This is a genomic window from Streptomyces cavernicola (assembly GCF_029968035.1).
Lineage (GTDB): Bacteria > Actinomycetota > Actinomycetes > Streptomycetales > Streptomycetaceae > Streptomyces > Streptomyces cavernicola.
Map to the genome: position 1 here is coordinate 177,907 of NZ_JASCIQ010000008.1, position 13,362 is coordinate 191,268.

The window sequence follows — 13,362 nt, forward strand, 5'->3', positions numbered from 1 at the left end:
GACAGGCCAAGCCTCCGGCGCGGTTGTATACAAAGCAGCTCCGTCGCCACGGTCACCCGCACACCCACTCCGCCCCACCCCGGCTACATGCTGCATACACCTGCATTGCTGTCAACAAATCGTTGACCGGGCCACCCCGTCGGTATACCGTCTCGCATTGCGGAAGTTGCCTTCCGAAAAGCAAGTCGGTCAGGTCGGTTGACTCATGACGCCGAGTCAGCTTGCCGTACGGACGAAGCGCCACGAGCGCAGGCCGTCGCGGACCTGACGAGGCCGACGCGACCGACGACCCCGGCCGAACCAGCTGCACCGGCCGCACCCCAGCTGGCCCTCGGACCGACCGCCCCAGCTGACCCCAGGACCGCCGAAATCCCCATCGACGTGGATACGGCGGAATCCGCAGCCCGTCCCCACCTTGCTCCGCCTCGCTTCACCCTGCCCCACCTCCCTGCCTCAACGGCCGATGCCGACGCGCCTCCATCGAGCCGGCGATATCGGCTGCCCCGAAGGCGACTTCGGCCGCCCCACAACCCGTCCAGTGCCTGCCCGTTCGACCCGCGCACGCCGTCGACATGGACACGCACGCCCGCAGAACCGGAGGGATCTCCATGAGCAGTCCCCAGACCAGACCGGTCGGTGAGTCCGACCAGTCCGGGGCCGAACTCGAAGGCATTTACCGCAAGATCACGCTCAAGCTCGTCCCGTTCCTCGCGGCCCTGTGGGTGCTCGCCTGGATCGACCGCGTGAACATCGGCTTCGTCAAGCTGACCATGCTCGACGACCTGCGCTGGAGCGAGACGGTCTACGGCCTCGGCGCCGGCGTCTTCTTCCTGGGCTATTTCTTCTTCGAAGTGCCGAGCAACCTGCTGCTGCAGAAGATCGGCGCGAAGAAGACGATCATGCGAATCACCATCGGCTGGGGTCTGACCAGCGTCGCGATGATGTTCGTGACGACCCCGGGGATGTTCTACTTCCTGCGCTTCCTGCTCGGCGTGTTCGAGGCCGGCTTCTACCCCGGCATCATTCTGTTCCTGACCTACTGGTTCCCGCACAGCCGCAGGAGCAAGGTCTTCGGGATGTTCATGTCCGCCTCCGCGTTCGCCGGAGTGCTCGGCGGACCGCTCGCCGGCTGGATCATGACCTCGCTGGACGGGGCCAACGGCCTGCAGGGCTGGCAGTGGGTGTTCCTGGTCGAGGGCATCCCCTCCGTGATCGCCGGCCTCGTGACCTGGTTCTATCTGAGCGACAAGCCGGAGAAGGCGAAGTGGCTGACGCCGCGTCAGCGGGAGCTCGTCCTGGCCGACATCGCGCGTGAGGACGCCACGCTCGGCTCGCGTGAGCACAGCATGCTCGCGACGCTGAAGCAGGGCAGGATCTGGCAGTTCATCGCCATCTTCTTCTGCATCATCATGGCGAACTCGGCCCAGACCTACTACGCGCCGACGATCATCAAGGAGGTCGGCTTCGACAGCCCGGTGACCATCGGCTGGATCATGGCGTTCGCGTACCTCCTCGGCGGCGTCGGCATGATCTACAACGGCTTCCACTCGGACCGGACCCTTGAGGCCCGCTGGCACTGCGGGCTCGCCGCGGCGCTCGGCTCGGTGTCGTTCGCGGCCATCGCGGTCACGATCAACTTCAGCCCCATCCTCACCCTGGCCGCCCTGGTCCTCGCGATCATCGGCACCATGAGCGCCATCCCGGTCTTCTGGCAGATGCCGAACCAGTTCCTCGCCGGGACCGCCGCCGCCGGCGGCATCGCGCTGATCAACTCGATGGCCAACCTCGCCGGGTTCAGCGCCCCGTACATGCTGGGCACGATCAAGACCTCCACCGGCTCCCTCTCCCCCGGCCTCGCCGTCGTCGCGGTCTTCGAGATCGTCGCGACCGTACTCATCCTTCTGCTGATCCCGAAGTTCAAGAAGGGCGAAGCCGCCGCCCCGGGTTCGGCCAAGCAGGAAGTCGAGGTGCCCCACGCATGACCGCATCGAACTCCACGGCCCCCGCGCCGACTTCGGCCGACACCCCGGCCGTGGGCCTCCGGACCGTCAACTCCCTTGACCACGAAGGGTTCGTCGCCCTGCTCGGCTCCGTCTTCGAGCACTCGCCGTGGGTCGCGGAACGGGCCGCCGCCGCCCGTCCGTTCGCCGGCGTCGACGCCCTGCACCAGGCGATGATCGCCGTGGTCGAGGGCCTTCCGACGGACGAGCGCATCGCGTTCCTGTGCGCGCACCCCGAACTGGCGGGCAAGGAAGCCCAGTCCGGGAGCATGACCTCGGACTCCACGACCGAACAGGCCAGCGCCGGCCTGGACGCCCTGTCCCCGGCCGAGCTCGAACAGATCACGCGGATGAACGCCGAGTACCGGCAGCGCCACGGCTTCCCGTTCATCATCTGCGTGCCGCGCTACACCAAGCAGGAGATCCTCGACGAGTTCCGCCGCCGCACCGCCGAGGACACCGAGGCCGAACTGGCCGAGGCGGTCCGGCAGATCACCGTGATCACCGGCCGGCGTCTCCAGGCGGTCGTACGGGACGGGGCGAGGTCATGACGCACGGGTACACACCGGCCCCGAAGGGCGAGGAGCCCAGCCGTCGACGGGCCCTGGGAGCAGGCCTCGGAGCGGGCCTCGTCCTCGGCACGGCCGCCGTCGCACCGCTGGTCGGCGCGGGTCCGAGCAGCGCGGCGACCCCGGAGGCCGACCGTACGAAGGCACAGGGCGGGGCGGCCCCGGCCCCCGCGGCGGAGCCGAAGCTGACGATGCACGCGATCGACACCTACCGCGGCGCGACCGAGGCGGGCCTGCGCTGCGACCTCTCGTACTTCGAGGACGGCCGCTACCGGCTGCTCGACAGCTTCGAGGCGGTCGCGGGCGGACGGACCAAGGACCCGCTGCTGCGCGGCGACGAGCTGAAGTCCGGCCGTTACGAGATCACCCTGCACGTGGCGGAGTACTTCGCGGCGATCGGCGCGAGGCTGCCGCAGCCCGGCTTCCTCGAAGAGGTACCCATCCGGTTCACCGTGGCGGACGCCCGACAGCACTACCACGTGGCGATCCTGTTCAGCCCCTGGAACTACTCCTACTACCGCGGCAGTTAGTCCGCACCCAGGAGGTGGCAAGCATGGCCGGAATATCGACGCACGTCCTGGACATCGCCAACGGGCGACCGGGCGCCGGAATGCGCATCGACTTCTCGATCCTGGAGGACGGCGCGTACCGGCTGCTCAAGACGGTGCGGAGCAACGCGGAGGGCCGGACCGACGAACCGATCCTGAAGCCCGAGGAGGCGAAGGCCGGGCGGTACGAGCTGCTGTTCCACGTCGACGCGTACTACGAGGAGCTGCACGGGACGCTGCCCGACGCGGCGTTCATCGACCAAGTGCCCGTGCGCTTCACGGTGTTCGACGCGACGCAGCACTTCCACGTGCCGATGATCTGCACGCCGTGGAACTGCACGACGTACCGCGGCAGTTAACGGGCATCGGTCGCTGATCGAGCGCCAACCCGCCCTGGTCCTGGGCGGGTTGGCGCTCTCGTCATGCCTGCGCCGGCGGCTCGTCGGAGGGTGCGATCACGCGGGCCGTGAGGTCCGGGTCCGGCATCGCCGGGTCGAACGGGAACAGGGGGCGGCGGACGCGGTGGTGGCCGAGGCGGAGGAGGTCCTGGTCGACGCCGCCCGGGGTGAGCGCCATCTTCCAGCCGGCGGCCATGGCGAACAGCTCCGGCTCCAGGTAGCCGATCTTGACGATGACCAGGTCGGCCTGGCGGGGCGTCAAGTCCAGGTCGGTGAAGTCGTGTTCGTGGTGGTACGGCTTGCGCAGCCGCGTCAGGATCACGTACACACTGCCCACCCGCAGCACGACCTCCGTCTCGGCGTTCGGGTCGCCGTGCCGGATCGCGTGGACGGTGCCGGTCAGGGTGAGCGGCCCCGCGTGCCGGTCGTCGACCTCCGCGCCCGCGGTGACGGTGACCGTCGCGCCGACGCCCGCCGCCACCGCCGTGTCGACCGCCGCCGGGCCGGGCAGTGAGGCGTAGAGGACGGTCGGGCCCGTCGGGTCCTTGAACTCCGGGCGGGCGAAGAGCCGTTCGAGGCTCCACGTGACGTCGCCCGCGCCTCCCGCCGTCGGGTTGTCCCCGGTGTCGCTGATGAAGTACGGGCGGGCCGTGGACGTGAGCGCCTCGTCGAGGAGGTCGTCGAGCGTGCCCGTGGGCGCGACGAACTCGAAGGCGTGCCGGGCGTCCCAGAAGCCGCGGGCCAGACGTTCGGCCCCCGCGGCGACCGCCGCCCGGTCGGGTCCCGTGACGACGACCGCGGCGTGGTTGCGGGGCTCGTCCGCCCAGGCGTACCCGACCCAGATCGCGGCGTCCGTCACGCCGCTCGTCGACTCGACGTCGGCGACGGCCGCGTACACGCTCCGTGCGGGTTCGATACGGGTGGAGGTCTGCTCCCCGGCGAGCAGGACCGGCACCGGGACCCAGGCCTTCACGGGGCGGGGCGCGCCGCTGTGCAGGAGGTCGACGAGGTTGCGGGCCGCGCGCTCCTTGGTCTCCATGGCGTCCTCGTGCGGGGCCATGCGGTAGCAGGTGATCAGGTCGCTCCGGTGGACGAGGGGGCGGGAGACGTTGCCGTGCAGGTCCATGGAGGTCGACACGATCGTGTCCGGTCCGACGATCTCCCGTATGCGGGCGAGGAGTTGGGCCTCCGCGTCGTCCAGGCCCTCGACGGTCATCGCGCCGTGGATGTCGAACCAGAGGCCGTCGACCGGGCCCAGCTCACGGAGCCTGTCGAGGAGTTCGCCGGAGAGTGCGGCGTACGCCTCTGCGGTGACGGTGCCGCCGGGCAGGGACTTGCCGACGAGGACGCCCCGCCAGTCGGCGGCCGCACGCAGCGGCTCGCCCCCGGCGAGGAACGGGTAGCGGGTCAGGACGTCCGCGCCGCGGCTCGGGTGGAAGGCCGGGGCGGCGGTGCGGGCCGGGGAGAACGTCGACGACTCGATGCCGAGACCGGCGACGGCGATGACGGGGCGGGCGACGGGGGTGCGGGGGCGGTCCGCGGGGCGGGGTGCTTCGGAGTGCGGTGCTGACATGGCTCCTCCGGGAGATGGGGGTCAGACGTGGATCGGGGCGGCGGCGCCGGTGACCGCGCGCAGGGCGTGGGCGAGGGCCCGCTGCAGGGCGAACTGGCCCGCGCCGACCAGGCCCGCGTCCGCGCCGAGGGCGACCCGTTCGATCGCCAGGTGCTCGGTGACGAGGGGGTGGCAGCCCTCGTAGAGCTGGCTGCGGACGGCGGCGACGAAGGTTTCGAGGGTGGAGAGGATGCCGCCGAGGTAGACGGCGTCGGGGTTGAAGAAGTTGACGTTGGCGGCGAGGACTTGGCCGAGGTAGCGGCCGGCCTGCCGGACGGCGCGGGTGGCCTCGGGGTCGGCGTCGGAGGCGAGGCGGACGACGTCCTCGGTGGAGGTGACGGGGAGGCCGCGTTCGCGGAGGGTGCGGACGAGGGCGGCGCCGGAGGCGACGGTCTCCAGGCAGCCGGTGTTGCCGCAGGAGCAGGGGATGTCCTGGGCGGCCTCCACGCGGACGTGGGTGATCTCCCCGGCCGCGCCGGTCGCGCCGCGGTAGAGCCGGCCGTCGGCGATGACGCCGGTGCCGATGCCGGTGCCCGCCTTCACCAGGATCGACTGGCGGCGCCCCGCGGGTTGGACGGTGTGTTCGCCGACGGCCATGCAGTTGGCGTCGTTGTCGAGGGCGACCGGGACGGCGAACCGTTCCTCCAGCCAGGCGCGTACGGGGAACCGGTTCCAGCCGGGCATGCGGGCGGGCAGCGTGACGACGCCCGGCTCGACGTCGACCGGGCCCGGCAGGCACAGGCCGATGCCGCGCAGGAGCGGGCGGCCGTGCTGTTCGGTGAGGGTGTCGAGGGTGGCGGCGAGGGCGGCCAGGGCGGTGTCGGGGCCTTCGTCGGTCGCGAACGGCACGGTCGACACGTCGGTGAGGACCCCGCCGGCCTGGACGACGCCGACGCGGGCGTGCCGGCCGCCGATGTCGGCGGCGAGCGCGTACCCGTCGCTGCCGCCGAGCCGCAGCACCTTGCGCGGCCGCCCGCCGGCGGAGGACACGGTGCCCTCCTCGGCGACGAGTCCATGCGCCATCAGGCGGCTCACGGTGAACGAGACGGTCGACGGGGCCGCGCCGAGCAGCCCGGCGAGTTCGGTGCGGGTCGTGGCGCGGCCGGAGGCGAGGAGTTCGAGGACCGGCTCGGCGAGCGCGGAGAAGCCCGCGGTGTTCCTGCCGTTCCCGGCGTTCCCGGCGTTTCTCCGGTGCGGGTGCGGGTGCGGTGCACTTTTTTCACGCATGTACGAAGTAACTTCCGACGTCGCCGGCAGGGGGCACCGAGCGTATGCCCAGGCCGTCGGCTGCGGGCTTTTTCCAGGACAGCAGAAACAATCCTTTTACAGACGCACTCCTGTTTCCGCGCCCCGTCGGGTCGTTGACTGTCCTTCGCCCCGCTCCTGTCACCCTTTTTTCAAGGAGAGCCATGTCTCCTGCTCGCACCAGACTCGTCGCCGGCGCCACCCTGTCCGTGGGCGTGCTGCTGCTCTCGGCCTGCTCCGGGACGAGCGATGCGCCGTCCGGTTCCCGCGATGCGATCAATTACGCGCTGCCCGCGAATTTCACGCCGAACTGGATCCTGCCGATCGGCACGGCGGCGCACCTCAACACCAACAACTCCTCGATATCGGACACCCTTTGGGAGCCGCTGATCGCGTACGACGGCTCGACCGGGAAGATCGGCTGGAACAAGAAGGGGTCCATCGCCACCGCCGCCGATTTCGCCGACGACGGCAAGAGCGTGCGGGTCACGCTCGGCGACCGGCACTGGAGCGACGGCAAGCCGATCACCTCGCGTGACGTCGAGTTCTGGTTCAACCTCATCAAGGCGAACAAGACGAAGTGGGCGGGCTACAACCCCGGCAAGAAGCCCGACAACTGGACGTCCTTCAAGGCCGAGGACGACCGCCGTTTCACGCTGACCTTCGACCGCGCGTACAACTCCGACTGGATGCTGGCGAACGAGCTCAGCGACATCACCCCGCTCCCCCAGCACGTCTGGGGCAAGACCTCGGACTCGGCGGCCGTGTCCGACGCGGACCGTTCGCCCGCGGGCGCGAAGAAGATCTGGACGTATCTCAACAACTCTGCGAAGCGGATCGGGAGTTACGCGTCGAATCCGCTGTGGAAGACCATCAGCGGCCCGTACGGGGTGAAGTCGTTCTCCACGGCCGGGAAGGTGGTCCTGGCCGCCAACAAGAAGTACGACGGCAAAGAGAAGCCGCAGATCTCCACGGTCAATCTGCTGCCGTTCACCACGGCCGACGCCGAGAAGAACGCGCTGCGTTCCGGGACCGTCGACTACGGCTACATAGAGGCGACGGACCTCGACCAGAAGGAGCAGTTCACCGCGCAGGGCTATGAGGTCAAGCCGTGGTCGGGCTGGGCGATCACGTATATGCCGTACAACTTCAACAACCCGCAGATGGGCGCCGTGTTCAAGCAGTTGTACGCGCGGCAGGCCGTGCAGCGGTCCATCGACCAGGAGAACCTGGCGAAGGTCATCTACAACGGCACCGCGGTTCCCGGATACGGCCCGGTCCCGCAGGGCCAGAAGTCCGACTTCCTCTCGCCGGAGCAGGCGAAGAACCCGTATCCGTTCTCGACGTCGGCCGCCAGGTCCCTGCTGACCGAGCACGGCTGGACCGAGAAGGGCGGCGTGATGACCTGCACGAAGCCCGGCGACGGCCCCTCCGAGTGCGGTGCGGGGGTCGACAAGGGCACGAAGTTCCAGATGCAGGTGCTCTCGCAGTCCGGGTCCACGGTGACGGACAACATGATGAGCGCGATCCAGTCCTCGCTCGCGAAGACCGGGATCAAGTTCGACATCAAGACGGCCCCGGTGAACTCGGTGCTCTCGCAGACCCCGCAGTGCACCGCGAAGCAGGACATCTGCAAGTGGCAGCTGTCGTACTTCGGCACGGCCGGCAGCTGGTACTTCTCCGCTTTCCCGACGGGCGACTCGCTGTTCCAGACCAAGGGCGGCTCGAACTTCGGCAATTACTCGAACCCTTCGGTCGACAAGCTCATCTCCCGTTCCACAACGTCGAGTTCGAACGCGCCGATCCGGGAGTACAGCGCCGCCCTGGCCGAGGATCTGCCGGTGGTCTGGCTGCCGGAGCCCGTCTACCAGGTCTCGGTGGTCAAGGAGGGCCTCGGCGGCTTCTCGCAGGACTCGCTCGCCAACTTCCACCCCGCGCAGTGGAAGTGGACGGACTGAGGCCGGGGTATCGGACATGGACATCCTCTGGTTCCTCACCCGCCGGGTCCTGCAGGCCCTGGCCGTCATCCTGATCGTCACCGTCGTGGTGTTCTGCCTGCTGCACGCGCTGCCCGGGGGTCCCGCGCGCGGGATCCTCGGCCCGCAGGCCACCGCCCAGCAGATCGCCGCGTTCAACCACGAACAGGGCCTCGACCGTTCGCTTCCCGTGCAGTACGTCTACTACCTGGGCACCCTGCTCCAGGGCGACCTGGGCACCTCGTACGCCCTGAACGAGGGGGTGGCGCAGCTCATCGGGCAGCGGCTGCCGAAGACGCTCGTGCTCACCGTGCTCTCCGCGCTCGTCGGACTGCTCCTCGCGATCCCGCTCGGCATGTGGCAGGCGGTGCGCCGCAACAAGCCGGTCGACTACGTCGTCACGGGGCTGAGCTTCGTCGCGTACTCGACCCCCGTGTACTTCCTGGGCCTCGTCCTGGTGCTCGTGTTCACGCAGGTCCTGCGCTGGTTCCCCTCGCAGGCGCCGCAAGGGGACTCGCTGGCCCAGGTGTTCGCGGACCCGGCGGCGCTCGTCCTTCCGGTGGTGTCGGGCGCCGCCTCGATGATCGCCGTCTTCAGCCGGTACATGCGGTCCGCGACGCTGGAGAACCTCGCCGAGGACTATGTGCGTACGGCCCGTGCGGGCGGCAGCCGGCGGGGCGCGATCCTGCGGCGGCACGTGTTCCGCAACTCGCTCACCCCGGTGGTGGCCATGCTGGGCTACTACGTGCCGGTCCTCTTCGGCGGCGCCCTCGTCGTGGAGCAGCTGTTCAACTACCCGGGGATGGGGCTGCTGTTCTGGAGCGCCGCGCAGTCCTCCGACTATCCGGTGCTGCTCGGCTGCGTCCTGGTCATCTCCGTGGCGACGGTGGTGGGCACGCTGCTCGCCGACGTCGTCCAGCGCGTCATCGATCCCCGAGTGAAGGCGGGCCGGGCATGAGTGCCGTACTGCGGACTGCGGCCCCGGCCGCCGAGGCGATCTCCCCGCACCGCCTGTCGGTGCGCCGGTTCGCCCGCAACAAGCTGGCCGTCGGCGGCCTCGCGGTCGTCGTCCTGTTCCTGCTGTTCTGCTTCGTCGGGCCGCTCGTGTGGCCGACGGACCAGACGCACACCGACCTGACACAGGTCAACCTGCCGCCCGGCGGCGCCCATCCGCTCGGCACCGACGCGGTGGGCCACGACGAGCTGGGGCGGCTGATGTTCGGCGGCAAGGTGTCGCTGCTCGTCGGGCTCGCCGCCGGGATCCTCGCGACGGTCGTCGGCACGCTGTGGGGCGCGGTCGCCGGGTACGCGGGCGGCTGGGTGGACGCGGTGATGATGCGGATCGTCGACGCGGGCATCGCCATCCCGGCGCTGTTCATCCTGCTCGTCGTCTCCGCGATCACCACGCCGGGCCCGCTCGGCCTGATCGTCATCCTGGGCCTGGTGTCGTGGCTGGTGCCGTCCCGCCTCGTCCGGGCGGAGACGCTGACGCTGAAGAGCCGGGACTACGTGCTGACGCTCCGCGCGATCGGCGGCACGCACGGGCGGGCCATCGGGCGGCACATCCTGCCCAACTCGGTGTCGACGATCGTGGTCGCGGCGACGTTCCAGGTCGCCGACGCGATCCTGCTCGTCGCCTACGTCTCGTACCTCGGCCTGGGCGTGCAGCCGCCGGCGACGGACTGGGGCGGCATGCTGTCGGCCGGGCTCACGGCCGCGTACTCGGAGCGCTGGTGGCTGATCGTGCCGGCCGGCCTCGCGATCATCCTCGTCGTGTGCGCGTTCAACGCCATCGGCGACGGGCTTCGCGACGCCTTCGACGTGAGGGGACGCGCATGAACGCGAACACGGGAACCGACATCCTTGAGGTCGAAGGCCTGGGCGTCACGTTCGCCACCGACACCGGCGACGTACCCGCCGTCCGCGAGGTGTCGCTGCAGGTCAGGCCGGGCGAGACGCTCGCGCTCGTCGGCGAGTCCGGGTCCGGCAAGTCGACGGTGGCGCTCGCCGCGCTCGGACTGCTGCCCGGCAACGCGCACGTGTCGGGGCGGGTGGCGGTGGGCGGCACGGAGGTCGTCGGCAGCGGCGAGGACACCCTCGCGCGGCTTCGGGGCCGTACGGCGTCGATGGTGTTCCAGGAGCCCGCGACGGCCCTCGACCCGCTGACCCGGATCGGCCGGCAGATCGCCGAGGTCATCCGCAACCACCGGCCCGTCTCCGCCCGGGAGGCCGCCGCCGAGGCGGTCGAACTCCTGCGCCGGGTCGGCATTCCGGAGCCGGAGCGGCGGGCCGCGGCGTTCCCGTTCCAGCTGTCCGGCGGGCAGCGGCAGCGCGTCGTCATCGCCATGGCCATCGCGAACTCCCCCGAGCTGCTCGTCGCGGACGAGCCGACCACCGCGCTCGACGTGACGGTGCAGGCCGAAATCCTCGATCTGCTACGGGAGTTGGCAGCCGACTCCGGCACAGGCGTGCTGCTCGTCACCCACAACATGGGGGTGGTGGCGGACTTCGCCGACCGGGTCGCGGTGATGCTGCACGGGGAGATCGTGGAGACCGGCCCGGTGGAGGAGGTGCTGCTGCGGCCGCGGCACGACTACACGCGGCGGCTGCTCGCCGCGGTGCCGCGCCTGACGGTCACCGGCCCGGCACAGGCGGGGAGTACGGCCGCTCCCCCGACGCCGGAGGACCCCACCGACCCGGCCTCCCCGGTGGTTCGACTCCGGGACGTGTCCGTCCAGTTCGGGCATCGGGCCGGTGCCGTACGGGCTCTGCACGAGGTGTCCCTCACGGTGGGCCCCGGCGAGACGGTCGGGCTAGTGGGCGAGTCCGGCTCGGGCAAGTCGACGGCGGCGCGGGTGGCTCTCGGCCTGGTCAAGCCGTCCGGCGGCGCCGTGTCCCTGTTCGGCGCCGACCTGCGGCGGACCCGCGGCCGGGCACGCCGCCGGCTGCTCTCCGGGGTGGGGGTGGTCCTGCAGGACCCGGTGGCGTCGCTCGACGCGCGGATGAGCGTGGCGCAGTGCGTGGCCGAGCCGCTGCTCGTGCACCGGCGCGACATGCGGGCGGCCGAGCGGCGGTCCCGGGTCGCGGACATGCTCGAACGCGTGGGCCTGGAAAAGAAGTTGGCGGCACGCGGCCCCCGCGAACTGTCCGGCGGCCAGCGGCAGCGGGTCAGTCTGGCGCGCGCCCTCGTCCTCGAACCACGCCTCCTCGTCGCGGACGAGCCGACCAGCGCCCTCGACGTACGGGTGCAGCGGACGGTGCTCGAAGTGATCGCCGAGCTGCAGCGCGAGCTGGGCTTCGCGTGCCTGTTCGTCTCCCACGACCTGGCCGTGGTGCAGCAGTTCGCGCAACGTGTGGTCGTGCTGCGGGCGGGCGAGGTGGTCGAGCAGGGGCCGACGGGCAACACCCTGCTGCAGCCGACCTCGGAGTACACGCGCCGCCTCATCGCGGCCGTGCCCGTACCCGATCCGGTGGTGCAGCGGCGCCGCCGGGCGGAGCGCGGAAACTCAACTGCCCTGGCCGGGCGGGGAGTTACGGCATGACGGCCACCGGCTCACCCGGGCCCGAGGTGCTCGCGGGCCTCGACATCGGCGGGACCACCACCCAGGCGGTCCTGTGCACGGCCGACCTCACCGTCGTCGACCGCACCGAAGCTCCCACCCCGGCGGCCGAGGGCGGCCGGGCCATGGTCGACACGGCGCTCGCGGCGGTACGGCGGCTGCTCGGCCGTACGCCCGCACGGCTGCTCGGCGTCGGGGTCGGCGCGGCGGGCGTGGTGGACGCGGCGGCCGGGCGGGTGCTCGTGGCCAGCGACTCGTTCCGCGACTGGGCCGGGTTCCCGGTGGCGGCTGCGGTCGAGAAGGAGCTCGGCGTGCCCGCGTACCTGGACAACGACGTGAACGCCTTCCTGCGCGGCGAGGTCGCGCGGGGCGCGGTCGCAGGCGAGCAGCACGTCCTGGGGATGACGCTCGGCACGGGCGTCGGAGGGGCGCTGTGGCTCGACGGCGCGCTGTACGACGGGCCGCGCGGCGCGGCCGGCGAGATCGGGCACGTGCCCGGCTTCGGTGAGCTGCCCTGCACGTGCGGGGGCCGCGGCCACCTGGAGACGGTGGCCTCCGGCCGGTCCGTCACGGCCCGCTACGCCGAGCGCACCGGCCGCACCCGCACGGCCCGCGCGATCGCCGAGGCGGCGGTACGGGGCGACGCGGACGCGGCCGCGGTGTACGAGGCGGCCGGGGCGGCGGTGGCCCGCGCCCTGCTGATCACGGCGGGCCTCCTCGACGTCACGACATGCGTCCTCGGCGGCGGCGTGGCGGGCGCGTGGCACCTCCTGGAACCGTCCGTACGCCGGACCCTGACCGCCGAACCCCCGGTCAGCGCCCACCCGTTGACGATCCTCCCGACCCGCCTGGGCGAGACGGCGGTCGCGGTGGGGGCGGCGGCTCGGGCGGGGGCGGAGCTTGAGGTCGGGAGTACGGGGCCAGGGCCACTAGGCGTGACGTCAGGTCACCGCGTGTAGGTGCGGATGCGGTAGCCGAGGCCGGATGTCGAGGTCTGCCGGCCCTTGTCCTCGGCGACCTGCCAGGTCGCGTCCAGGGTGGGGGCGTGGGTGTCGCCGGTCACGGTCGTGTCGACCTCGGTCACCGAGAGCGCCGTGGCGTACGGCAGGGCGGCGCGGTAGATCTCGCCGCCGCCCATCACCCACACCTGCACGGGCCGGGTCGGGTCCGTCGGCTCGGCCGCTAGTTTCAGGGCCTCCTCGACGGACCCGGCGCGCTCCGCGCCCTCGGCCGACCAGTCCGGGTCCCGGGTCAGGACGATGTTCCGCCGGCCGGGCAGGGGGCGGAAGCGCGGGGGCAGCGAGTCCCAGGTCTTGCGGCCCATCACCACGGGGCAGCCGTGGGTGGTCGCCTTGAAGTGGGCCATGTCCTCGGGCACGCGCCACGGAATCGTGTTGTCCGCGCCGATGACACCGTCGAGGCTCTGCGCCCAGATGAGCCCGACGGTCACGCCT

12 protein-coding genes are annotated in these 13,362 nt (G+C 71.1%); 9 read left to right on the forward strand and 3 right to left on the reverse strand.

The features are described 5' to 3' along the window. The first annotated feature begins 608 nt into the window (after positions 1 to 608). The 4 genes from QIS96_RS10210 to uraH (QIS96_RS10225) are packed head-to-tail and all read left to right on the forward strand — an operon-like array spanning position 609 to position 3,476. Entirely contained in the window at positions 609 to 1,982 is a 1,374-nt protein-coding gene (locus QIS96_RS10210) for an MFS transporter (RefSeq protein WP_282542143.1), read from the forward strand. Beyond that, entirely contained in the window at positions 1,979 to 2,551 is a 573-nt protein-coding gene (gene uraD, locus QIS96_RS10215; protein WP_282542144.1) for a 2-oxo-4-hydroxy-4-carboxy-5-ureidoimidazoline decarboxylase, read from the forward strand. Before QIS96_RS10210 ends, uraD begins: the two co-directional genes overlap by 4 nt. Further along, positions 2,548 to 3,099, forward strand: coding sequence for a hydroxyisourate hydrolase (uraH, locus tag QIS96_RS10220; protein ID WP_282542145.1), 552 nt, complete (start codon positions 2,548 to 2,550; stop codon positions 3,097 to 3,099). Before uraD ends, uraH (QIS96_RS10220) begins: the two co-directional genes overlap by 4 nt. 23 nt (positions 3,100 to 3,122) lie before the next feature. Then, positions 3,123 to 3,476: a hydroxyisourate hydrolase gene (gene uraH / locus QIS96_RS10225; RefSeq protein ID WP_282542146.1), complete on the forward strand. Its 354-nt coding sequence runs from the start codon at positions 3,123 to 3,125 to the stop codon at positions 3,474 to 3,476. 61 nt (positions 3,477 to 3,537) lie between these two features. On the opposite strand, the gene QIS96_RS10230 is transcribed toward uraH (QIS96_RS10225), so the two are convergent. Both QIS96_RS10230 and QIS96_RS10235 read right to left on the reverse strand, forming a co-directional pair. Continuing rightward, entirely contained in the window at positions 3,538 to 5,088 is a 1,551-nt protein-coding gene (locus tag QIS96_RS10230; RefSeq protein WP_282542147.1) for a M81 family metallopeptidase, read from the reverse strand. Positions 5,089 to 5,109: 21 nt separating this feature from the next. Next, positions 5,110 to 6,354 carry an ROK family transcriptional regulator gene (locus tag QIS96_RS10235; RefSeq protein WP_282542148.1) on the reverse strand — a complete coding sequence of 415 codons (1,245 nt, stop codon included), beginning with the start codon at positions 6,352 to 6,354 and terminating at the stop codon, positions 5,110 to 5,112. A gap of 182 nt (positions 6,355 to 6,536) precedes the next feature. On the opposite strand from QIS96_RS10235, the gene QIS96_RS10240 reads away from it, so the two are divergent. Genes QIS96_RS10240 through QIS96_RS10260 form a run of 5 tightly spaced genes read left to right on the forward strand, consistent with a single transcriptional unit; the run spans position 6,537 to position 12,867 of the window. Continuing rightward, positions 6,537 to 8,330, forward strand: coding sequence for a peptide ABC transporter substrate-binding protein (locus tag QIS96_RS10240; protein WP_282542149.1), 1,794 nt, complete (start codon positions 6,537 to 6,539; stop codon positions 8,328 to 8,330). A 16-nt stretch (positions 8,331 to 8,346) separates the two neighbouring features. Further along, positions 8,347 to 9,306: an ABC transporter permease gene (locus QIS96_RS10245; protein WP_282542150.1), complete on the forward strand. Its 960-nt coding sequence runs from the start codon at positions 8,347 to 8,349 to the stop codon at positions 9,304 to 9,306. Next, a complete protein-coding gene (locus QIS96_RS10250; RefSeq protein ID WP_282542151.1) occupies positions 9,303 to 10,187 on the forward strand; it encodes an ABC transporter permease in 885 nt (294 codons plus the stop codon). The genes QIS96_RS10245 and QIS96_RS10250 overlap by 4 nt, the downstream gene beginning before the upstream one ends. After that, positions 10,184 to 11,890: a dipeptide ABC transporter ATP-binding protein gene (locus tag QIS96_RS10255; RefSeq protein WP_282542152.1), complete on the forward strand. Its 1,707-nt coding sequence runs from the start codon at positions 10,184 to 10,186 to the stop codon at positions 11,888 to 11,890. Before QIS96_RS10250 ends, QIS96_RS10255 begins: the two co-directional genes overlap by 4 nt. Beyond that, complete coding sequence (locus QIS96_RS10260; RefSeq protein WP_282542153.1) at positions 11,887 to 12,867, forward strand: ROK family protein; 981 nt, start codon at positions 11,887 to 11,889, stop codon at positions 12,865 to 12,867. The genes QIS96_RS10255 and QIS96_RS10260 overlap by 4 nt, the downstream gene beginning before the upstream one ends. On the opposite strand, the gene QIS96_RS10265 is transcribed toward QIS96_RS10260, so the two are convergent. After that, positions 12,855 to 13,358, reverse strand: a complete 504-nt coding sequence (locus QIS96_RS10265) for a dihydrofolate reductase (protein ID WP_282542154.1) — start codon at positions 13,356 to 13,358, stop codon at positions 12,855 to 12,857. The genes QIS96_RS10260 and QIS96_RS10265 overlap by 13 nt on opposite strands. Positions 13,359 to 13,362: the final 4 nt, after the last annotated feature.

Excerpts from the sequence above, each read along its gene's own strand:
- QIS96_RS10210 (WP_282542143.1), top strand. The coding sequence starts at position 609 with ATGAGCAGTCCCCAGACCAGACCGGTCGGTGAGTCCGACCAGTCCGGG.
- uraD (WP_282542144.1), top strand. The coding sequence starts at position 1,979 with ATGACCGCATCGAACTCCACGGCCCCCGCGCCGACTTCGGCCGACACC.
- uraH (WP_282542145.1), top strand. The coding sequence starts at position 2,548 with ATGACGCACGGGTACACACCGGCCCCGAAGGGCGAGGAGCCCAGCCGT.
- uraH (WP_282542146.1), top strand. The coding sequence starts at position 3,123 with ATGGCCGGAATATCGACGCACGTCCTGGACATCGCCAACGGGCGACCG.
- QIS96_RS10230 (WP_282542147.1), bottom strand. The coding sequence starts at position 5,088 with ATGTCAGCACCGCACTCCGAAGCACCCCGCCCCGCGGACCGCCCCCGC.
- QIS96_RS10235 (WP_282542148.1), bottom strand. The coding sequence starts at position 6,354 with ATGCGTGAAAAAAGTGCACCGCACCCGCACCCGCACCGGAGAAACGCC.
- QIS96_RS10240 (WP_282542149.1), top strand. The coding sequence starts at position 6,537 with ATGTCTCCTGCTCGCACCAGACTCGTCGCCGGCGCCACCCTGTCCGTG.
- QIS96_RS10245 (WP_282542150.1), top strand. The coding sequence starts at position 8,347 with ATGGACATCCTCTGGTTCCTCACCCGCCGGGTCCTGCAGGCCCTGGCC.
- QIS96_RS10250 (WP_282542151.1), top strand. The coding sequence starts at position 9,303 with ATGAGTGCCGTACTGCGGACTGCGGCCCCGGCCGCCGAGGCGATCTCC.
- QIS96_RS10255 (WP_282542152.1), top strand. The coding sequence starts at position 10,184 with ATGAACGCGAACACGGGAACCGACATCCTTGAGGTCGAAGGCCTGGGC.
- QIS96_RS10260 (WP_282542153.1), top strand. The coding sequence starts at position 11,887 with ATGACGGCCACCGGCTCACCCGGGCCCGAGGTGCTCGCGGGCCTCGAC.